Annotated in this window: 24 protein-coding genes; 14 read left to right on the top strand and 10 right to left on the bottom strand. The window is 67.6% G+C overall.

Features of this window, described 5'->3' with window-relative positions; genetic code table 11:
• Positions 1–44: 44 nt before the first annotated feature.
• Entirely contained in the window at positions 45–419 is a 375-nt protein-coding gene (locus RF701_RS11065; protein ID WP_210357876.1) for a helix-turn-helix domain-containing protein, read from the bottom strand.
• A 297-nt stretch (positions 420–716) separates the two neighbouring features.
• Between RF701_RS11065 and RF701_RS11060 the strand changes: the two genes are divergently transcribed.
• Positions 717–1,325, top strand: coding sequence for an NAD(P)-dependent oxidoreductase (locus tag RF701_RS11060; RefSeq protein ID WP_308814990.1), 609 nt, complete (start codon positions 717–719; stop codon positions 1,323–1,325).
• 46 nt (positions 1,326–1,371) lie between these two features.
• Here RF701_RS11060 and RF701_RS11055 read toward each other — a convergent pair whose 3' ends face one another.
• From RF701_RS11055 to RF701_RS11020, 8 genes are all read right to left on the bottom strand, one after another.
• On the bottom strand, positions 1,372–2,181 hold the full coding sequence (locus RF701_RS11055; RefSeq protein WP_308814989.1) for an RNA polymerase sigma factor FliA: 810 nt from the start codon (positions 2,179–2,181) through the stop codon (positions 1,372–1,374).
• On the bottom strand, positions 2,178–4,250 hold the full coding sequence (flhA, locus tag RF701_RS11050) for a flagellar biosynthesis protein FlhA (protein ID WP_308814988.1): 2,073 nt from the start codon (positions 4,248–4,250) through the stop codon (positions 2,178–2,180). Before flhA ends, RF701_RS11055 begins: the two co-directional genes overlap by 4 nt.
• Positions 4,251–4,254: 4 nt before the next feature.
• Positions 4,255–5,109: a lytic transglycosylase domain-containing protein gene (locus tag RF701_RS11045; protein ID WP_308814987.1), complete on the bottom strand. Its 855-nt coding sequence runs from the start codon at positions 5,107–5,109 to the stop codon at positions 4,255–4,257.
• Positions 5,110–5,233: 124 nt separating this feature from the next.
• A complete protein-coding gene (locus RF701_RS11040; RefSeq protein WP_203309155.1) occupies positions 5,234–5,548 on the bottom strand; it encodes a flagellar protein FlgN in 315 nt (104 codons plus the stop codon).
• Complete coding sequence (gene flgM, locus RF701_RS11035) at positions 5,535–5,858, bottom strand: flagellar biosynthesis anti-sigma factor FlgM (protein WP_210357525.1); 324 nt, start codon at positions 5,856–5,858, stop codon at positions 5,535–5,537. The genes RF701_RS11040 and flgM overlap by 14 nt, the downstream gene beginning before the upstream one ends.
• 93 nt (positions 5,859–5,951) lie before the next feature.
• Complete coding sequence (locus RF701_RS11030; protein ID WP_308814986.1) at positions 5,952–6,458, bottom strand: flagella basal body P-ring formation protein FlgA; 507 nt, start codon at positions 6,456–6,458, stop codon at positions 5,952–5,954.
• On the bottom strand, positions 6,455–6,967 hold the full coding sequence (locus RF701_RS11025) for a hypothetical protein (RefSeq protein WP_246848029.1): 513 nt from the start codon (positions 6,965–6,967) through the stop codon (positions 6,455–6,457). Before RF701_RS11025 ends, RF701_RS11030 begins: the two co-directional genes overlap by 4 nt.
• Positions 6,964–7,611, bottom strand: coding sequence for a MotA/TolQ/ExbB proton channel family protein (locus RF701_RS11020; protein ID WP_308814985.1), 648 nt, complete (start codon positions 7,609–7,611; stop codon positions 6,964–6,966). The genes RF701_RS11025 and RF701_RS11020 overlap by 4 nt, the downstream gene beginning before the upstream one ends.
• 264 nt (positions 7,612–7,875) lie before the next feature.
• Between RF701_RS11020 and RF701_RS11015 the strand changes: the two genes are divergently transcribed.
• From RF701_RS11015 to RF701_RS10955, 13 genes are all read left to right on the top strand, one after another.
• Entirely contained in the window at positions 7,876–8,223 is a 348-nt protein-coding gene (locus tag RF701_RS11015; RefSeq protein WP_203309361.1) for a flagellar basal body protein, read from the top strand.
• Positions 8,224–8,226: 3 nt separating this feature from the next.
• Positions 8,227–8,637 (top strand): flagellar basal body rod protein FlgC, encoded by a 411-nt coding sequence (flgC, locus tag RF701_RS11010; RefSeq protein ID WP_203309159.1) that lies wholly within the window; start codon positions 8,227–8,229, stop codon positions 8,635–8,637.
• A 2-nt stretch (positions 8,638–8,639) separates the two neighbouring features.
• A complete protein-coding gene (locus tag RF701_RS11005; RefSeq protein WP_308814984.1) occupies positions 8,640–9,347 on the top strand; it encodes a flagellar hook capping FlgD N-terminal domain-containing protein in 708 nt (235 codons plus the stop codon).
• Between the two features lie 46 nt (positions 9,348–9,393).
• Positions 9,394–10,713: a flagellar hook protein FlgE gene (locus RF701_RS11000; RefSeq protein WP_203309161.1), complete on the top strand. Its 1,320-nt coding sequence runs from the start codon at positions 9,394–9,396 to the stop codon at positions 10,711–10,713.
• Between the two features lie 29 nt (positions 10,714–10,742).
• Positions 10,743–11,495 carry a flagellar basal body rod protein FlgF gene (locus tag RF701_RS10995; RefSeq protein WP_308814983.1) on the top strand — a complete coding sequence of 251 codons (753 nt, stop codon included), beginning with the start codon at positions 10,743–10,745 and terminating at the stop codon, positions 11,493–11,495.
• Positions 11,496–11,508: 13 nt separating this feature from the next.
• Positions 11,509–12,297 (top strand): flagellar basal-body rod protein FlgG, encoded by a 789-nt coding sequence (gene flgG / locus RF701_RS10990; protein WP_203309163.1) that lies wholly within the window; start codon positions 11,509–11,511, stop codon positions 12,295–12,297.
• A gap of 14 nt (positions 12,298–12,311) precedes the next feature.
• On the top strand, positions 12,312–13,043 hold the full coding sequence (locus tag RF701_RS10985) for a flagellar basal body L-ring protein FlgH (protein ID WP_203309164.1): 732 nt from the start codon (positions 12,312–12,314) through the stop codon (positions 13,041–13,043).
• Positions 13,044–13,102: 59 nt separating this feature from the next.
• Positions 13,103–14,203, top strand: a complete 1,101-nt coding sequence (locus RF701_RS10980) for a flagellar basal body P-ring protein FlgI (RefSeq protein ID WP_210357530.1) — start codon at positions 13,103–13,105, stop codon at positions 14,201–14,203.
• Positions 14,200–14,562 carry a rod-binding protein gene (locus RF701_RS10975; RefSeq protein ID WP_287980874.1) on the top strand — a complete coding sequence of 121 codons (363 nt, stop codon included), beginning with the start codon at positions 14,200–14,202 and terminating at the stop codon, positions 14,560–14,562. The genes RF701_RS10980 and RF701_RS10975 overlap by 4 nt, the downstream gene beginning before the upstream one ends.
• Positions 14,559–15,899, top strand: a complete 1,341-nt coding sequence (gene flgK, locus RF701_RS10970; RefSeq protein ID WP_308814982.1) for a flagellar hook-associated protein FlgK — start codon at positions 14,559–14,561, stop codon at positions 15,897–15,899. Before RF701_RS10975 ends, flgK begins: the two co-directional genes overlap by 4 nt.
• A gap of 8 nt (positions 15,900–15,907) precedes the next feature.
• The gene (locus RF701_RS10965) at positions 15,908–16,804 is read left to right on the top strand and encodes a flagellar hook-associated protein 3 (RefSeq protein ID WP_210357532.1); all 897 of its coding nucleotides are present in this window, start codon (positions 15,908–15,910) and stop codon (positions 16,802–16,804) included.
• 249 nt (positions 16,805–17,053) lie between these two features.
• Positions 17,054–17,917, top strand: a complete 864-nt coding sequence (motA, locus tag RF701_RS10960) for a flagellar motor stator protein MotA (RefSeq protein ID WP_203309168.1) — start codon at positions 17,054–17,056, stop codon at positions 17,915–17,917.
• 57 nt (positions 17,918–17,974) lie between these two features.
• The gene (locus tag RF701_RS10955) at positions 17,975–18,880 is read left to right on the top strand and encodes a flagellar motor protein MotB (RefSeq protein WP_308814981.1); all 906 of its coding nucleotides are present in this window, start codon (positions 17,975–17,977) and stop codon (positions 18,878–18,880) included.
• A gap of 139 nt (positions 18,881–19,019) precedes the next feature.
• Here the strand turns inward: RF701_RS10955 and RF701_RS10950 are convergent, their stop codons facing one another.
• Positions 19,020–19,502, bottom strand: a complete 483-nt coding sequence (locus RF701_RS10950; protein ID WP_203309170.1) for a MucR family transcriptional regulator — start codon at positions 19,500–19,502, stop codon at positions 19,020–19,022.
• Positions 19,503–19,702: the final 200 nt, after the last annotated feature.

Raw genomic sequence — 19,702 nt, 5'->3', positions numbered from 1 at the left:
CGGGCAACGAGACCCCGGTGGTTCGCCACCGGGGTTTTCGCGCGTCAGGCCGGAGGCGGCACACCCTCTGCGCCGAAAGCGGCGCGCGCTGCCATGATCGCGCCGACATTGGCCTCGGCCCAGCCGATGACGGGGCGCAGCCTGTCGATCAGGCCCTCGCCCAGGCCGGTCAGCGCATAGTCCACCGCGACAGGCGTCGTCGGATAGACGGTGCGCGCGACCAGCCCGTCGCGCTCCAGGCTTTTGAGCACCTGCGACAGCATCTTCTGCGAAATGCCGCCGATCGTGCGGCGCAGCGCGTTGAACCGGCGTGGGCCGTCGGCAAGGTGCAGCAGGATCAGCACCGCCCATTTGTCACCGATGCGATCGAGCACCTGCCGGGTCGGACAGTGCGGATCGCGGGCATCGCCGGGCGGCATGGTCGCGCCCGACCCGGCATGCGGCGCGGCAGGATCGGGCGGGGCGGCGGCCGCCGAGCCCGGACGCGCTTGTGGCGGCGTGGCGAGGGCGGATCCGGAAGCAGGGGCAGGGGCAGGGGCAGGAGCTGGGGCTGGGGGCGCGATCGGCCCGGATGCGGCGGACATGGCGGATTTCCTGGGCGAGTTTCCTGGACGGGTTTCCTGAACGTCACCTGGTGGATCGGCGGTGCCTTCTTTTCACCGCATAGCTTCATCGCTACCTGGTTTCCATTGGAAACCACCTTGGGATGTTCGACCATGAATATCGCTGTCGTCGGCGCCACCGGCCGCGCTGGATCGGAAATCGTTCGCGAGCTCGCGCGGCGCGGCCACCGGGTCACGGCGGTCGCACGCAACCCGGAGCCGCTTGTCGGTATCGAGAGCGTCACGCCGGTCGCGGTCGACGCGGCCGATTCCGCGGCGCTCGCCGCCGGCCTCGCCGGCCATGATGCCGTTGTCAGTGCGGTGCTGTTCGTCGCCCTTCCGGCCGCGACGTTGATCGACGCGGTGCGTGCTTCCGGCGTCAAGCGCTACCTGGTCGTCGGCGGCGCCGGCAGCCTCGAGGTCGCGCCGGGCGTGCGTCTGCTCGATTCTCCGGATTTCCCGTCGGAGTATCGGGCCGAATCGGAAAGCGGCGCCGCTTTCCTGGACGCGCTCCGGGCAACGGACGATCTCGACTGGACGTTCCTGTCGCCATCGGCGCTGTTCTTCGAGGGCCCGCGCACCGGCGTGTTCCGGCTGGGACGCGACACGTTGCTGAGCCACGCCGGCGGCAGCAGCATCAGTTTCGCCGATTTCGCGATCGCCATGGCCGATGAGATCGAGCGCCCGGCGCACGTGCGCGCGCGCTTCACCGTCGGCTATTGATCGCGCCAGGGGGCGGCCGGCCTCCGCCGGGCCGCCCTGCCGGACCCTAGACCTTGCGGGCGAGCGCCTTCTTCAGCTTGGCATGGGCCGCCGCCTTGATCTGGCAGACGCGTGCCGATCCGACGCCGAGCACCTGCCCGATTTCCTCGAGGTTGAGCTCCTCGACATAATAGAGCTGGATGACCATCGCCTCGCGCTCGGGCAGCGCGCCGATCGCGGCAATCAGCGCATCGCGCAAGTCGCTTTCCGCCAGCTGCGCGAAGGCGTCGGGCGAATCGTCGGCGAACCAGGGCAGATCATCCTGATAGACGTCGTCGATCGACTCGAGGCGTAACGTGTCCGCCGTCGCGTAATCGGTGCGCAACCGTTCGACCGAGATGCCGAGCTGTGCTGCGACCGCGGCCTCGGACGGCGGCTGCCCAGTGGCCTGCGTCAGCGCGGCAACCGCCTCCTGATACTGGCGCCGCCGGCGCATCGCGCCACGCGTCGCGGTCGCCTGCCGCCGCAATTCGTCGATCATCGCGCCGCGCAACCGGGTCTGCAGATAGGCGCGAAACTGCCCGCCCTGCTCGGCCGCCTGGCCGATCGCCTCGACCAGCGCGACCAGGCCGATCTGTACCAGGTCCTCGACATCGACGATCGTGCTCATCGACCCGTGCACATGCCAGGCGATCCGGCGGACCAGCGGCAGATACTGGCGGATCAGCGCCTCCTTCTCCGCTTCCGGTCGCCGGCGCGGCGAATAGGTCAGCGGCGGGGCAAGTCCGGCCGGGATCGAGCCGGGCACCGCGGGAATGCTGCCCGCGGGCGCAGGCTGTGCGTCGCGGAACGACTGGCTCATCGGTTCCATGCTCATGCCGCCAGCGCCTGTTGCTGCGGCGCACCGATCACGGCGACGACTTCCACGGCTTTTTCCTCCGGAACTTCGAAGAACGACAGCACCGGCGTGTCGGGCAGCACGGTGCGCACCAGCTTGCGGATCGCGAGGCGGATCGCGGGCTGGACGACGAGGGCGAACGGCTTGGCCTCGGCGATCAGCGGCTGTGCCGCCTGTTGCAGCGCATCGACGATGCGCCGGCCGAGATCGGGCTCGATGACGTGGCGGCGCGATTGATCCGCGCGCGCGGCCTGGCCGAGCAGCCCTTCCAGCTGCCCTTCCAGCGTCATCACGCGCAGCGGTTCGCGGACACCGCACAGCTTTTGGATGATCAGCGGACCGAGTTCGGGCCGGATCAGCTCGATGATGTCCTCCGGGTCGGCCGCCCGCGTCGCGGCGACGGAGATCGCCTGGGCGATCCGGCGGAATTCCTTGAGCGGGATATTCTCCGCGAGCAGGCCCTTCAGCACCTGCGTCAGCGTGGTGAGCGGGAGCGGGTTGGGTGTCAGCGACGCGACCAGCTGTGCCGCGCGCTCCTTCAGCCCGTCGAGCAGCGCCTGCACCTCGTCCGGGCCGAGCAGGTCGGACGCATTCTGGCCGAGCAGATGGTTGAGATGCGTCGCCATCACGGTGCCCGCATCGACCACCAGATAGCCGGCGCCCGTCGCCGCATCGGCATCGCCCGCCGGGATCCACGTCGCGTCGAGGCCGAAGGTCGGATCCTTCGCCTTCTTGCCGTCGAGCTGGCCATAGGCCTGGCCCGTGTCGAGCGCGAGCATCTCGTCCGGGCTCACCTGATCCTCGCCGACGACGACGCCGTTGACCAGGATGCGATAGGTGAAGGGCGCGAGGTTGATGTCGTCGCGTACCCGGCATTGCGGTACGACGAAGCCGAGGTCCTTCGACAGCTGGCGGCGCACGCCGGTTATGCGCCCCATCAGCGGCGCGCCGCGGCGCTCGTCGACCAGCGGTACCAGGCCATAGCCGATGTCGAGGTTGACCTGCATGCCGTCGGTGACCTCGTCCCAGCCGATCTTCGACGGATCGACGGGTTCGGCGGGCGCCTCGACCGGGATCGGCTTCGGCCGCTTCTCGATCTGGCGGAGCTTCCAGGCCGTGAAGCCGGCGATCGCCGCCGCGCCGAGGATGACGATATGCGGCATGCCGGGAAGGATGCCGAGCAGCGCCAGGATCACCGCGACGGGGATCCACGTCCGCGACGAGCCGAACTGGCTACCGATCTGGCCGGCGAGATCGTGCTCCGAATTGACGCGCGTCACGATCGCGGCGGCGGCGATGGAGAGCATCAGCGCCGGCAGCTGCGCGACGAGCGCGTCGCCGATCGCGAGCAGGATATAGGTCTTCGCCGCATCGGCCAGCCCCATGCCGTGGCTGACCGGGCCGAGGATCAGGCCGCCGATGATATTGGCGGCAAGGATGAGCATCGCGGCGACGGCGTCGCCCTTCACGAACTTGGACGAACCGTCCATCGAGCCGTAGAAATCCGCCTCGGTGGCGACCTCGACGCGGCGCGCCTTCGCCTGGTCGGGCGTGATCAGGCCGGCGTTGAGGTCGGCGTCGATCGCCATCTGCTTGCCGGGCAGCGCGTCGAGGGTGAAGCGCGCGGAGACTTCCGATACGCGGCCCGCGCCCTTGGTCACGACGATCAGGTTGATGATCATCAGGATCGCGAAGACGAAGATGCCGACGACATAGTCGCCGCCGATCAGGAAGGTGCCGAACGCCTCGATGACATGGCCCGCCGCGCTCTCGCCCTCGTGCCCGTGGACCAGCACGATGCGGGTCGAGGCGACGTTGAGGCCGAGGCGGAACAGCGTCGCGAACAGCAGCACGGTCGGAAAGGCGCTGAAGTCGAGCGGCTTCTGCGCGTTCAGCGACACCATCAGCACGGCAAGGCTGATCGCGATGTTGGCGACGAAGAATACGTCGAGCAGCTGCTTGGGGATGGGGACGACCATCACCAGCACGAGCAGCAGGATGGCGAGGGGCAGCGCGGCGCCGCGGCCGCCGGCGAGAAGCTTGTTCATGCCGTCAGTTCCCCAGGCTCGCGAGCATCATATAGGCGAGCCGCGCGGTGTTCGGCGTCGGACGCAGCAGGCTCTGCGCCGCGTCCGCGGTGTTGCCCGCGCCGAAGCGGGCCATCGCCTGCTTCGCCCAGTCGAGCGCGTCGGTCGCGCTTTCGTTGCCGCCGGTGACGACGGTGGCGTCGCCATCCATCTTCAGCGACTGCGCGGCAAAGGCCAGGTTGGCGGCGCGCGTCTCGCTGACGCTGTCGCTCGCCGCGTTCAGCTTGTCGGTGAACCGCTGGTAGATCGCGGACAGCGAACGGGGCTGGCCGTTCGAGGCGTAGAAGATGCTCCGATTGCTGTTCGCGGCGGCCGGAAACAGGGCGGCGGCAGAGGCGCCGGGGCTGGCGGCCATGGCCGACAGGAATTTCTTCGCGCCGCCGATCCCCAGGAAATGTGCCATGTACAGGTCGGTGCCATTGGCGCTGCGGCCCAGCGTGCCTTCCAGTTCGCTCTTGTTGTCCGATGCATGTTCCGCCGCCATCAGCGAGGCGGCGGTGGGGTCGTTGCGCAGCGCGAGGATCGCCTGGCGCGTCGCGCTGTCGGAAACGGTATAGCGGCCGCCCGCAGTCTGGCCGATGCTGTTCGCCGCCCATGCCATGCCATGCTCGGCGCCGTGCTTTTTCATCACCGCGAGCCAGCTCTGCTCGACGAACTGATACAGGCCGCTGGCGGACGAGGTGCCCGCGCGCGCGCCGGCATTCAGCCCGCTTTCGATCTTGGCCTGGCCGAGCAGATAGTCGAAATCGACGCCCGTCTTGCTGCTCGCAAGCGCGATCGCCAATTGGACTCGTCCGGCAGAAATCGGATTGACGGTCATTGCGTCGGAACACACCCCTGTTATCGAGTGATGTTCCAGCAAGAGCCGTGCCAAATTGGGTTAACGCTTTTCCCGTCACGCCTGTCGCCCGCCGATCTGCGTCGGGGGACGGGGGCAGGGGGGCTCAGGCGTAGGCCTGGAACACCCGGTTGCGGCCGCCGCTGCCGGCGTCGCCGGACAGGATTTGCAGGCGGCGGCGAACATTTGCCGCCATCAGGTTGACGTAGATGCGGCACGTCTCGTTGAGACGGTTCGCCTCTTCCGCCAGCTCGCGGATTTCGGGGCCGGCGGGGCCGGTACCCAGCGCGGCGATTTCCTCGATCCCCGCCAGCTTTTCGGCGGTGGCACGCTCGAGCGCGCCGACGTCGTTGCTCTTCAGCGCGTCGATCTCGGCATGCAGCGCGTCGATGACGCGGATCAGGGCCTCACGCCTTTTCATTGCCGTCCCAGTTCAGCTTGAGGGCGATGAGCCGGTCGGCGATGGTCGCCGGCAGGATGGGGAAGGAGCCGTTCTGGATCGCCTTGCGGATCTCCTGGACCCGGTCGGAGTCGATCGGCGCCTCGGAGGCGAGGGCCTTGGCAAGACCGCTCAGCTGCGCGCCCGCGCTCGCTGCGAGTACTGCCGGATTGGCCTGGGTCGGGCTGGGCTGGGCGGCCACGGCCTGGGGCGACGGCACGGCCGAAGGCGCGGTGACGCGCGAGACGTTTCCACTTCCGTTCAGCGGCGAAGAGCCGATTGATTCCACCATGTCCGCACCTGTCCGAGGTTTCCGACAAGGGGATAAACGGCCAAGCGCGACGGGAGTTTAGCAGATATTTATGGCCGGTGCGCAGCGGCCCGGTCATTCGTCCCAGCCGGGCAGCGTGGCGCGGCCGCCGGCGATGGCGATCGCCTGCACCGGCGTCTTCGCATCGTCGACGCGGACCATGAACCGGGCGCCCGGCGCGGCATCGCCGATGGCGACGCCTTCACGGCTGATCGAGAAGCCGGGCGACCCCGCCTCGATCACCACCGGATCGCCGCGGCGGATGACGGGCTCCGCCTTTGCCGCCGGCAGCACCGCGGCGCGCGTGGTCGGCGGCGGCGCGTCGGCGGGACGGATGACGGGCACGAAGATGCGCCAGTCGGGTCCGGCGCACGACACCACCACCGCGTCATGCGCATCGGTGCGCCACGACAGCGACACGGTCGGGCAGGCGGCGAGGCGCAGGCGGGAATCGATCGCGGTACGGGCCCCGCCCTCGGCGCCGATCGGCCGACTCGTGAAGGCGGCGACCGCGCGATCGAGGCCGCTGGTATCCTGGAACGCACCGATGGTGGCGCCGGCGAGCAGAAACAAGGCGATCATGGCATTTCCTTGCGCTCGCCGGCGAAGGCGAGCGTGACGATGGCCGCACGACGGCCGGGTGTGGTGGAGGATGTGATGGTGATGCGCGGCGACACCGGCGCCAGCACGGCGGCGAGGGTCCGGGCACGATCGGCCGCGAGGATCGCGCCGCTGCCGGTCGACGGATCGACATCGGCGCGGCTGCCGTCGACCGAACCCGTCACGGTCAGCGCGATCCGCGGATCGCGCGTCGCCTCGCGTGCCCAGGCGACGAGCGCCGCCGGATCCTCTGGCAGGGTCGCCGCGCCGGCGGCGAAGTCGAGCATGCCGGACGCCATCACCGGAGCCGGTGCGGCACGTTCGCCGCCGAATTGCGCGCGCAGCGCCTCGGCGACCACGCGCGGGTGATCGCTGGCCTGCAGCAGCACGAAGAATCCGACGAGCAGCAGCGCCAGGTCGGCCAGCGTCACCAGCCACAGCGGCTTGGTCGGCGCGGGCTCGGGCCAGGTCGGGGCGGCGGGATCGATCATGCCGCGCTCTGCATGTGGTGGCGGGGCGTCTCGCGCAGCGCGAGGGCCATGAGCGGCGGCTCGAGACGCGCCCGCTCGGATGCCTCGACCCGTCCCGCCACACGCAACCGGTGGCATATCGGCATCAGCACCAGATTGGCGAGCAGCGCGCCGTACAGCGTCGCCAGCAGCGCGATTCCCATCGCTGCGCCGATCGCATGCGGATCGGACAGGTGCGCGAACATCGCGGCAAGGCCGATCAGCGTGCCTACCATGCCCATGGCGGGCGCGGCCTCGGCGGCGCCGGACCAGACATCGGCGGCGGCACTGTGACGCTCGATCCGTGCGGCGCGTGCCTGCCGCAACCGCGCCTCGACATCGCGCGGGATCGCCCCGTCGACGATGGCCGCGATTGCGACGGCGACATCCACGTCCTTGATCACCGAACGGTCCAGCGCCATCACGCCGTGCCGCCGGGCGATCCGATCCTGCGCCGCGATCTGATCGAGCAGGGAGTCGGCACGGAACGGACGTCGTGCCAGCACGCGCAGCGCGCTCAGCGCGCGGATCAGGTCGCGCCCCGGCGCGCGCAGCATCGTCGCGAGCAGCGTGCCGCCGCCGACGATGGCGAAAGCGGTCGGATCGAGGAACTGGGCGATCGTCATGATCCCGCCCTCATGCAAGGGCCGGGCCAGTTCATGCGGATGCCGTGGGAACCGCATGTCCACGGCGGCGGCAGCCAAGGCGCTTGCCGCGACCCGGCAAGACTTGCCGCCGACCGGCAAAGGCTTGCCGCTCCATTTGCCGACGCCCGGCATATCCACCGCCTTTTCAGATTTTGCGCGGCTTCGCGCCTCGTCCGATCGAAATTGGCACGCCTGTTGCTTGGCATGGCGGCAGCGCAATGGGGCGCGGGAGGCAAGAGGCCAATGGCCGCAGACAGCTTGTTCGGAATTCACGGGGCCGCCCTCGAGGTGCGCTCGCAGCGCATGGGCGTGCTCGCGTCGAACATCGCCAATGCCTCGACCCCCGGCTTCAAGGCGCGCGACATCGATTTCCAGTCGGCGCTCGCGTCGGTCGAGAACGACGCCGGCGCCCAGGGCATCACGGCGGCGACCAAATATCGCGTCCCGCTGCAGACCTCGATGGACGGCAATACGGTCGAACTCAATCAGGAGCAGACCGCCTTCGCCGAGAATGCGGTCCAGTACCAGACGACGCTGTCGTTCCTGAACGGCCGCATCAGCCAGATCACCCGTGCGCTGAAGGGAGAATAAGCCATGGCGGACAATCCCATGTCGGTGTTCCAGGTCGCCGGGCGCGCGATGAGCGCGCAGCTTTTGCGCATGAACACGACCGCGTCCAACCTCGCCAATGCCGGCGGCATCGCCGGTTCCGCGGACGCCGCCTACAAGACGATGAAGCCGGTGTTCCGCACCAGCTTCGACGCGGCGAGCGGGCTCGCGACCGTCGACGTCGAGAAGATCGTGACGGCCGGCGAAGCGCCGACCAAGCGGTACGACCCGGCCAATCCCTTGGCCGACAAGGACGGCAATATCTACGAGGCCGCCGTCGATGAAAGCCGCGAGCTGGTCGACATGATGGAGACCGCGCGCTCGTACCAGAACAACGTCGAGGTGATGAACACTGCGAAGCAGCTCACCATCGACACCCTCAAGCTGGGCCGCTGATCATGGCAGATATCACCAATACGACGTCGAGTACGCAGCCGAACTATGCCGCGATGGGCATCGCCACCACCGCGTCGCAGACTGCGCCCAAAGTCTCCTCCACGGGGACCAAGACGACGCTCGACCAGTCCGACTTCCTCGCGCTGATGACCGCGCAGCTGAAGAACCAGGATCCGTTCAACCCGGTCGACAATACGCAGATGGTCGCCCAGATGGCGCAATTCTCGTCGGTCGCCGGCATCAGCCAGATGAACTCGACGTTGAGCGGCATCGCCACCAAGCTGGGGGGATCGAGCGCCGCCGACGCGATGAGCTATGTCGGCAAGACCGTGCTCGTGCCGGGCACCACGGCCTATCCGCGCTCCGACGGTTCGCTCGACGGTGCGGTCGAACTCGACAAGGATGCGACCCAGGTCACCGTCTCGATCGCCGATGCGAACGGCGGCACCGTCCGTCAGCTGCAGCTCGGCGCGACCAAGGCGGGCAGCGCCGAGTGGAGCTGGGACGGCAAGGACGAGGACGGGAACGCCGTCACCAACGGCCCGTTCACGGTCAGCGTCGCCGCGGCCAACGCCAACACGGACATCACCACCCGAAGCCTCGTCTGGGCCCCGGTCCAGTCGGTGTCGCTGCCGTCCAGCGGCACGCCGACGCTGAAGGTCGTCGGCGTCGGCGACGTCAAACCCGCCGACGTCCGGTCCGCCACCTGATCCCTTTTCGCATCCCTTTCCCCGTCTTTCTCAGGAGTAGCTTCCGATGTCCTTCTATACCTCGCTGTCCGGCCTCCAGGCGTCGCAGACCGACATGGCCACCATTTCGCACAATCTCGCGAACGTCTCGACGACCGGCTTCAAGAAGAGCCGCACCGAATTCGCCGACATCATCGCGTCCAGCGTCTCGACCGATCCGCGCAAGATGGTCGGCTCGGGCGTCGTCGTGAAGGGATCGGCGCAGCAGTTCAAGGAAGGCAACCTCACCACCACGTCGAACGCGCTCGACCTGGCCTTGGTCGGCGAAGGCTTCTTCACGCTGCGCACGACCGGCGTCAGCGACGCGCTCGCCTATACCCGCAACGGCAGCTTCTCGGTCGATTCGAACAACAACGTCGTCGACGCGCAGGGATCCTACCTGCTGGTCTATCCCGTCGACAGCGACGGCAACGTCACCTCGACCAGCCAGTCGGGCCTGACCCAGCTGCAGATCCAGCAGACCAGCGGCACGCCGAAGGGCACGGCCAACGTCTCGACCGCGGTGCAGCTGTCGGCCACCTCGACGGTGAAGACGCCGACGGCGCAGAAGCCGTTCGTCCGCACCGACCCGACGACCTACAACAACTCGGTCGCGACGCGCATCTACGATGCCAACGGCAACCCGCAGACGATGACGAGCTATTACATCCGCACGGCGGATGCGAATGCGGCGGCCACCCCGCCGACGCTGGGCACCTGGTCGGTGTACAGCTTCGTCGGCGACCAGCAGCTGTCGGTGAACAACCAGATGGACGCGAACGGCAAGCCCGCGCCCGTCACGCTGACCTTCGACAGCAAGGGTGCGCTCGCTTCGGTCAACGGCGATGCCAACGCCAAGTCGATTTCCTACGACCAGTTCGTCCCCACCTCGGGCGCGGCGGCGCAGAGCGTCACGCTCAACCTCGCCAATTCGACGCAGCTGCCTTCGGCCTTCTCGGTCAATTCGAAGACGCAGGACGGCGTTCCCGTCGGCCAGCTGTCCGGCGTCACCGTTACCGACGCCGGCCTGATCCAGGCCAGCTTCTCGAACGGCGACATCGTGCCGCTGGGCAAGGTCGCGCTGTCGAGCTTCTCGACGCCGACCGGTCTTCGCCAGATCGGCAACAGCTATTGGGCGGCGACGGGCGTGTCTGGCGCGGCGAAGCTGGGTTCGGCGAGCGCCGACGGCTTCGGTTCGCTGATGTCGGGGACGATCGAGGGGTCGAACGTCGACATCACCGAAGAGCTGGTCAACCTGATCGCGGCGCAGCGCAACTTCCAGGCGAACGCGAAGGCGCTCGATACCGCCAGCCAGGTCTCGCAGACCATCTTCAACATCCGCAGCTGATCGACGGCGGCGGCGCGAAGGGCATCTAGATGGACAAGCTGGTCTATACGGCGGCGACGGGCCTCAGGGCGCACATGGCGGCGCAGGCGGCCATCGCCAACAATATGGCGAACGCGTCCACGACGGGCTTTCGCGCCGATCGCGTCGTCTTCGACCGCATCTTGCTCAAGGGCGGCGGTTCGACGCTGGAGGCGCGCATGCCGACCAGCGAGGAGGTCACCGACGCGGATCGCACCCCCGGCGCGATCCAGTCGACCGGCCGTCCGCTCGACGTCGCGGTTTCCGGCAACAGCGACTGGCTCGCGGTGCAGGCGGCGGACGGCAGCGAGGCCTATACCCGCCGCGGCGATCTGGAGGTCGCGCCCTCGGGCGTGCTCCAAACGGGCGACGGCTATATCGTCCAGGGGCAGAGCGGCCCGATCACCGTGCCGCCGCACGACAGCCTGACGATCGCCGGCGACGGCACGATCACGATCGTGCCGCAGGGCGGCGATCCGAAGAACCCGCAGGTGCTCGACCGGCTGAAGCTGGTCAGCACCAAGGGTGCCGACACCGTCAAGGGCCTCGACAACCTGCTGCGCGTGCGCGGTGGCGGCACGCTTCCCGCCAACCTCGACGCCAGGGTGCAGGGCGGGGCGCTGGAAGGCTCCAACGTCAACATGACGCAGGCGCTGGTCGACATGATCGAGAACCAGCGCAGCTACGAGGTTCAGGCCAACATCATGAAATCGGCCAAGGACATGGACGAGAGCAGCACCTCCGTGATGCGTCTGCCGAGCTAAGGGATAAAAGAGCATGTCATCCGCAGCCATGCACATCGCGCGTACCGGGCTCGACGCCCAGGACACGCGCATGCGCGTCATCTCGAACAATCTCGCCAACGTCTCGACGACGGGATTCAAGAAGGATCGCGCGGCGTTCGAGACGCTCGCCTATCAGACGATCACCGCGCCGGGCGCCCAGTCGACCGCCGACACCAAATATGCCACCGGCCTCAATCTCGGCACCGGCGTGCGGATCCAGGGCACGGCGCGGATCGATACGCAGGGATCGCTGCAACAGACGGGCAACAGCCTCGACCTCGCGCTCGACGGCGACGGTTATTTCCAGATCCAGATGCCCGGCGGTCAGCTCGGCTACACGCGTGCGGGCAATTTCTCGCGCAGCCCGGAAGGCCTGCTGGTCACGTCCGAAGGCTATCAGGTCCAGCCCGGCATCACGATCCCGCCCAACGCCACGGGGATCACGATCGGCACGGACGGCACCGTCACCGCGCAGCTGCCCGGCCAGACGACCGGCAGCAACCTCGGGCAGATCCAGGTCGCGAGCTTTCCCAATCCGACCGGCCTCCAGTCCACGGGCGACAATTACCTGCGCGAGACCGCCTCGTCGGGTGCGCCCAACATGGGCATCCCCGGGCAGGACGGCCGCGGCAACGTCCGCCAGGGCACGCTGGAAGCGTCCAACGTCAACGTCGTCGAGGAGCTGGTCGACATGATCGAGACCCAGCGCGCCTATGAGGTCAACTCGAAGATGATCTCGGCCACCGACGACATGCTCAAATACGTCAACCAGAACGTCTGATCGGTACGCATATCATGGCATCCCGCGCTCCCACGCCTTTCCGCTTCGGCACCCATTGGGTCGAAATTGCGCTCGCCGCGGCATCGGGCCTGCTCGTCATCGCGGCGCTGTCGCCGACCGAGGCGCATGCCGGCATCTTCGGGAAGAAGGCGCCGCCGGAGGATTTCAGCGTCACGCGCGCGCCGCTGGCGGCGCCGGTGGCAGCACCCGCCAATGGCGCGATCTTCCAGGCGGGCGACGGCTATGCCGCGCTGTACGAGGGCTGGCGCGCGCGCAAGGTCGGCGATCCGCTCACCATCGTGCTGGTGGAGCGCACCGCCGCCTCCAAGTCCGCGAGCTCGAAGCTCGATTCCTCGGGTTCCGGCAGCATCACGCCGCCGACCACGGGTCTGCTCAACCTGTTCAAGAACAGCGACGCCTCCGCCAGCGGCGCGCGCAGCTTCGACGGCAAGGGCGCTGCGGACCAGGCGAATTCGCTGTCCGGCGAAATCTCCGTCACCGTGTCGCAGGTCTACCCCAATGGCACGATGATGGTGCAGGGGCAGAAGCGCGTCACGCTGAACCGCGGCGACGAATATGTGCGAATCAAGGGCCTGGTCCGGGTCGCCGACATCGACGCCGACAATCGGGTGCTGTCGACGCGCGTCGCGGATGCGCAGATCGCCTATACGGGCAAGGGCGATGTCGCCCGCGCCAGCCGCCAGGGCTGGCTGAGCCGCTTCTTCTCCGTCATCAGCCCCTTCTGATGCTTTTTCGCGCCCATGGTTAGCGGTTCGGTAACCATGCGGACGGCAGGATCACGCCCATGACCATTCGCGCGCTTTTCTTTGGCCTGGCCGCGCTGCTGCTTGCGGCAAGCCCGGCCCATGCCGACCGGATCAAGGATCTCGGCGGGTTCCAGGGTATCCGGTCCAACCAGCTGACCGGCTATGGCGTCGTCGTCGGCCTGCCCGGCACGGGCGACGACAATCTCGAATATACCGTCCAGTCGCTGAAGGCCGTCGCCTCGCGGTTCGGCCTGCAGCTGCCGCCCGGCGCGAATCCGGGAATGAAGAACGCCGCGGTAGTGATGGTGACCGCCGATCTGCCGCCCTTCGCCAAGCCGGGCCAGCGGCTCGACATCACCGTCGCCTCGATGGGCAAGGCCAAGTCGCTGCGCGGCGGCAGCCTGGTGCTGACGCCGCTGCTCGGCGCTGACGGCCAGATCTATGCGATGGCGCAGGGCAATCTGGCGGTGGGCGGCCTCGGCGCGGAGGGTGCGGACGGATCGCGCATCGTCGTCAACGTGCCCTCCACCGGCCGCATTCCGGAAGGCGCGACGGTCGAACGCGCGGTCGCGACCGGCTTCGACACCGCCCCGACGCTCACCTTCAACCTGCAGCGCGCCGATTTCACCACCGCGCAGAACGTCGCCGCGGCGATCAACAAGACGCTCGGATTCGGCACCGCGCAGGCGATCGACGCGGTGTCAGTCGCGGTGCGCGCCCCTCCCGGTGCGGACGTGCGCGCGACATTGATGTCGACGATCGAGAACCTCGATGTGGTCGCGGCCGAGCCCCCGGCAAAAGTAATCGTAAATGCGCGCACCGGAACGGTCGTTATATCCTCTGCGGTCAGGGTCGGTCCTGCCGCGGTGACGCACGGCAAGTTGACCGTGCGCATCGACGAGAATCAGAAGATCAGCCAGCCCGCGCCGTTCAGCCAGGGCCAGACCGCGGTGCAGCAACGCTCCAACATCGCGGTCGAGGAGGAGAAGAAGCCGATGTTCCTGCTCAATCCCGGCCCGAAGCTCGCCGATGTGGTGAAGGCGGTGAACGCGATCGGCGCGTCGCCCGCCGACCTCGTCGCGATCCTCGAGGCGCTGAAGGAAGCGGGCAGCCTCAAGGCGGAGCTGATCGTCCTGTGACCGGCATCGTCCCCCCGTCGTCCGGCGCGATCCAGTCGACCGCGGGCGGGCTTTCGACCGATACGTCGCGCCTGAAAAGCGCGGACAACCTCAAGAAGGCGGGCGAGCGGTTCGAGGCGGTGTTCACCGGCATGATGCTGAAGAGCATGCGCCAGACGCACCTCGCCGAACCGCTGTTCGATTCCAAGGCGATCGACACCTTCACCGACATGCAGGACCAGCGTCTCGCGCAGTCGATGGCGGAGCATGCGCCGATCGGCATCGGCAAGGCGATGACCGCGTTCCTCGCCAAGGCCCAGCCCGACCTGAAGCCGCAAGCGGATGTTAACACATCCGTGGCAGATCCGCCGGCATCATGAGCGACCTGCTCAGCATCGGCGCCTCCGGCGTCCGCGCCTATCAGACGGCGCTAGCCACCGTGGGCGAGAACATCGCCAACGTGGGGGCGGCGGGCTATACCCGTCGGACCGTTCGCATGAACGAGGTGCCGGGCGGCAGCGGCTCGGTCAACCAATATGGCGCCGGCAACGGGGTGGTGCTCACCGGCATCGTGCGCGCCGGTGACAATTACGCCGCCGCCTCGCTGCGCGCCTCCACGTCCGATCTCAGCCGCACGACGAGCGGCGCGAGCTGGCTGGATCGCGTCGACGGCGCGCTGACCGGCAACGCGCTGACCGCGCGGGTCACGTCCTTCTTCGCCGCGTCCCAGGCGCTCGCGGCCGAACCCAGCTCCAGCGCGTTGCGGACCAGCATGCTGAGCGCCGCCGGCTCCGCCGCCACGGCCTTCACCGCGACCGGCAAGGCGTTCGACCAGGTCGACGCAGATCTCGATACCGCCGGACGGCAGGCGGCGGTCGACATGTCCTCTCTTTCCGCCTCGCTCGCCGGAATCAACGACGGCTTGGGGCGCGCCGCGCCGGGCAGTACCGCTGCGGCCCAGCTGATGGATCAGCGCGACCAGATACTGGCGCAGGTCAGCGGTCTGGCCGACGTGACCGCGACCTTCGACTCGATCGGCCGTACGACGCTGACGCTGACGGGCGCGACCGGTGTGCCGCTGGTCAAGGGCGATCAGGTCGGGACCGTCGCCTATGCGCGCGACACCAACGGCCAGGCGAGCTTCTCCTACACCGTCAACGGCGTCGAGACGGCGATGTCGCCGAGCGGCGGGACGATGGCGGGGATCATCGACGGCGCGCAGCGGGTCGCCGCCAACCGCGACCAGCTGAACGGCATCGCCGCGGATTTCGTGAAGACCGTCAACGACAATCAGGCCGCCGGCCAGGACCAGACGGGCGCGACCGGCACGGCGATGTTCACCGTCGGTACGTCCCCGACCGATATCAGCGTCGCACTGACCAGCGGCAGCCAGATCGCCGCGGCGTCGCCGGGCGGCGGTTCGCGCGATTCGAGCAACCTCGCCAACCTGGAGGCATCGCGTCAGTCCAAGGGGTTCGAGGCGGCCCTGGCGTCGCAGATCACCGACAATGCGACCGCCTATAAGCAGAAGATGACGATCGCGGACGCGCAGACCTCGATCCGCGACGGCGCGCAGACCGCGCTGTCGAGCGCGAGCGGCGTCAATCTCGATTCGGAAGCGATCGACCTGATGCGGTTCCAGCAGGCCTATTCGGCCTCGAGCCGCATCATCCAGGTCGCGCGCGAAACCATGCAATCCATCCTCGATATCCGGTAGGGCGCGCGATGCAGATATCCACCAGCCTGTTCTACGATACCGCGGCCACCCGCATGTCGCAGATGAACCAGCGCGCCTCGGTCCTGCAGACGCAGATCGCGACCGGCAAGAAGATCCAGCAGGCGTCGGACGATCCCAACGCCGCCTCGCAGATCGCGGAACTGGATCGCAAGGATGCCGACGCCGCCGTGTACGGCACAAACCTGACCATGGCGGGGTCGCTGCTCGATCAGGCAAGCAGCGTTATCTCGCAGATCAACACGCAGCTGACCCGCGCGACCGAGCTGGCGACGCAGGCGGGCAACGGCACGCAGACCGACGCCTCGCGCCAGTCGATCGGCGTCGAGCTGAAGTCGATCGTCGACGCGATCGTCGGGCTGGCCAATTCCACCAACGTCCGCGGCCAGCCGCTGTTCGGCACGCCGGGCGGCACGCAGGCGGTGACCGCCAATGCCGATGGCAGCTATGCCTATGCCACGACCAACGTGTCGGAAGTTCCGATCGCGGACGGCCAGACGGTGCAGGCGACCGAAAGCGCCACGCGCTTGTTCAAGATGGCGAACGGCAAGGACACGCTGTCGGTGCTGAGCAACCTCGCCAGCGCGCTGCAGGCGGGCGGCGACGTGTCCGACACCGTGTCCAGCGCGCTCACCGATCTCAAGGCGGGGATCGACCAGGTCGCGAACGTCCAGGCCTCGGTCGGTGCGCGCGGCGCGCGCGTCGACCTGCAGCAGCAGCTGCTGACCACGGCGAACACCGACCGCGCCGACCTGCGCCAGAAACTCGAGTCGGTCGACACCACGCAGGCGATCGTCGAGCTGCAGCAGATGATGACCGCGCTGTCGGCGACGCAGGCGAGCTTCAGCAAGCTCTCCAATCTCTCGCTGTTCGACTATTTGAAGTAAGTGCCGCGGTGCGGCGGGCTACGTCTGCCGCCTCCAGGGAGCGAATGCCGCGGCGCGGACGCGGGGGCGACATCGCGTCGGGCCCCGCGACCGGCCACGGGCCGGGCCGACCTCCAGGCAGTTTCGCCTATCCCACACCGTCCGCCGCATTGGGCGGGGTTGGTAACCGTTTATCTAGGAAATGCGGTTAACCGGGATTGAGTACAGCCGGCAGGGCCGCCGGCATCGCCTTTCCGGGGGTAGCCCACAGTGTTCCCAGCAATTGGTCTCGTCGTTCTTCTCGGCATGGTGTTCGGCGGCTTCGCCATCACCGGCGGTGCCCTCGGCCCCGTGTTCGAAGCGATCCCGCACGAGATGCTCATCATCGGTGGCGCCGCCGCCGGTGCCTTGATCATCGGCAACTCGGGCGCCGAGCTCAAGGCGATGGGGGGCGGCCTCGCGAAGGTGTTCAAGGGACCCAAGTACAAGAAGCAGGATTATCTCGACGTCATCTTCCTGGTCAGCAAGCTGATGAAGATGCTGCGCATGGATGGCCCGATCGCGCTCGAGCCGCATGTCGAGGATCCCAAGTCCTCCGCCGTCTTCTCCGAATATCCGCGGCTGCTTGCCGATCATACCCTGGTCGCGCTGATCGCCGATACGCTGCGCCTCGTCGTCGTGTCGTCGGGCACACTCGACGTCCATGCGGTCGAGGAGGTGATGGACCATTCGATCAAGACCCACCACCACGAGGTCGAGGGGCCGGAGCATACGCTGACCACGCTCGCCGATTCGCTGCCCGCGCTCGGCATCGTCGCGGCGGTGCTCGGCATCGTGAAGACGATGGGCTCGATCGACAAGCCGCCCGCGATCCTCGGCGGCATGATCGGCTCGGCGCTGGTCGGCACGTTCATGGGCGTGCTGCTCGCCTATGGCATCGTCAATCCGCTCGCCAGCCGGCTGAAGCAGGTGATCCACGCCGACGCCGCGATTTACCATGTCGTGAAGCAGATCATCATCGCCTCGCTCCACGGCCATCCGCAGCCGCTCGTCATCGAGGCGGCGCGCAGCGGCATCGCGCACAAGAACCAGCCCGGCTTCGCCGAAGTGTTCGACGGACTGCGCGGCAAGTGATGCGTGGCGTCAATCTGAAGTCGGCAGCCGCCGACGGGCCGCAGGGAATATAATAGGATGGCGCGCGCAGCCCCGCACGGCAACAATCAGCCGCCCAAGATCATCATCGTCAAGAAGATCGTCGGCGAAGCCGGCGGCGGCCATCACGGCGGTGCGTGGAAGGTTGCCTATGCGGACTTCGTCACCGCGATGATGGCGTTCTTCCTGTTGCTCTGGCTGCTCGGCGCGACGACCGAGAAGCAGCGCAAGGGCATCGCCGATTATTTCGCGCCCACGCTGATCGACAAGAAGGTGCTGGGCCTTGGCGGCAGCGGCGTCCTGGGCGGCGAATCGATCCTCAGCAACAACAAGTTGGGGCCGAAGGCGGCGGCGGCACCGATCGCCTCGATCGGTATCCCGGTAGCGGCGTCGGGGGGAGAACGCAGCGGCACCGGCGAGAAGGGATCGCTGCGCAACCGCGATGCCAGGGCGGAGGATCTCAAGGCGTTCGAGGCGATCAAGCGCCACATCGAGGCGGCGCTGAAGAGTTCGGAAAGTCTCGCCAAGCTTGCAAGCCATATCCGCTTCGTTCCGACGCAGGACGGGCTGCGCATCGACCTGGTCGACGATGCCGACTATTCGATGTTCGCGATGGGCACGACGGTTCTCGACGCCAAGGCGTCGGACCTCATCGGCATGATCGCCAAGTCGATCGCCGGAACGCCCAACACGATCATGATCCGCGGCCATACCGACAGCGTACCCTACGGCGATCCGCGCGCGATGAACAACTGGATGCTGGCATCCGGCAGGGCCGAGGCGACGCGTCGGCGGCTGGCGCTGGGCGGGATTCCCGAACAGCGGTTCGAGCGGATCGAAGGCGTCGCGGACCGCGAGCCGATCATCGCCGGCGATCCCTATGACGCGCGCAATCGCCGCGTCGCCATCACCTTGTTGTATCGCAAGGGCGTCTTCGGCCAGTAATGGCGAGCGCGAAAGCCCGATCCTCCGGCCGGGTCGGGCGACGGGGTGCGGCGGAACGGCGCCTCGGCGGGAGCCGGCATGAAAAAGGGGGCCTTTCCCGCACGGGAAGGCCCCCTTTTCGTCGGCAGAAGCGGTCGCCTCAGGCCTCGGCGTCAGCCGCCTTGCGGCCGCGGCGCGCGGCGCCTTCGCCAGGACGCTGGCCGGGCTTGCGGCCGAGACCGATCTTCTTCGCCATCGCGCGGCGGCTTTCGGAGTAATTCTCCGACACCATCGGGTAATCCGACTTCAGGCCGTAACGCTCGCGATACTCCTCGGGCGACAGGCCATGCGTCGCGAGGTGGCGGCGCAATGTCTTGTACGGCTTACCGTCGATCATCGAGATGATGTAGTCCTTGGAGGCCAAGGATTTCCGCACCGACACGGCGGGCGTATACTCGGTGGCGACCGGTGCTTCCGGCGCGGTGTCCGTCGCGCCAAGCAGTCCGCGCACGGTGTCGTGCATCTTGCCGAGGAAAGCCGGCACCTCGTCGGCGCTGGTACGAGTGTTGGGATTGCCGAGCCAAGCAATCGTCAATTCGGTTGCTAGCTCGACGGCGTTCAGACCAGTGGTTTCGTCAGTCATAGTTTGCTCCTTTGACCAAAGAGCAGCCGTAGGCACGCGAAATATCACGTCAAGCCATAACTATGGCGGTATTGATCGAAATGGGGAAAAAATGGTGCCCAGAAGAGGACTGGGGAGACCAAAACGAGAACGCAGGTAAATCAATGGCTTAGCACGCTGAGCGGCCAGACACTTTGTACCGTGTATTGTACCTCAAATCG

Origin of the sequence: Sphingomonas sp. GV3 (assembly GCF_031082075.1) — a bacterium.
Lineage (GTDB): Bacteria > Pseudomonadota > Alphaproteobacteria > Sphingomonadales > Sphingomonadaceae > Sphingomonas > Sphingomonas beigongshangi.
This window is presented reverse-complemented; position numbering and strand designations above follow the sequence as displayed.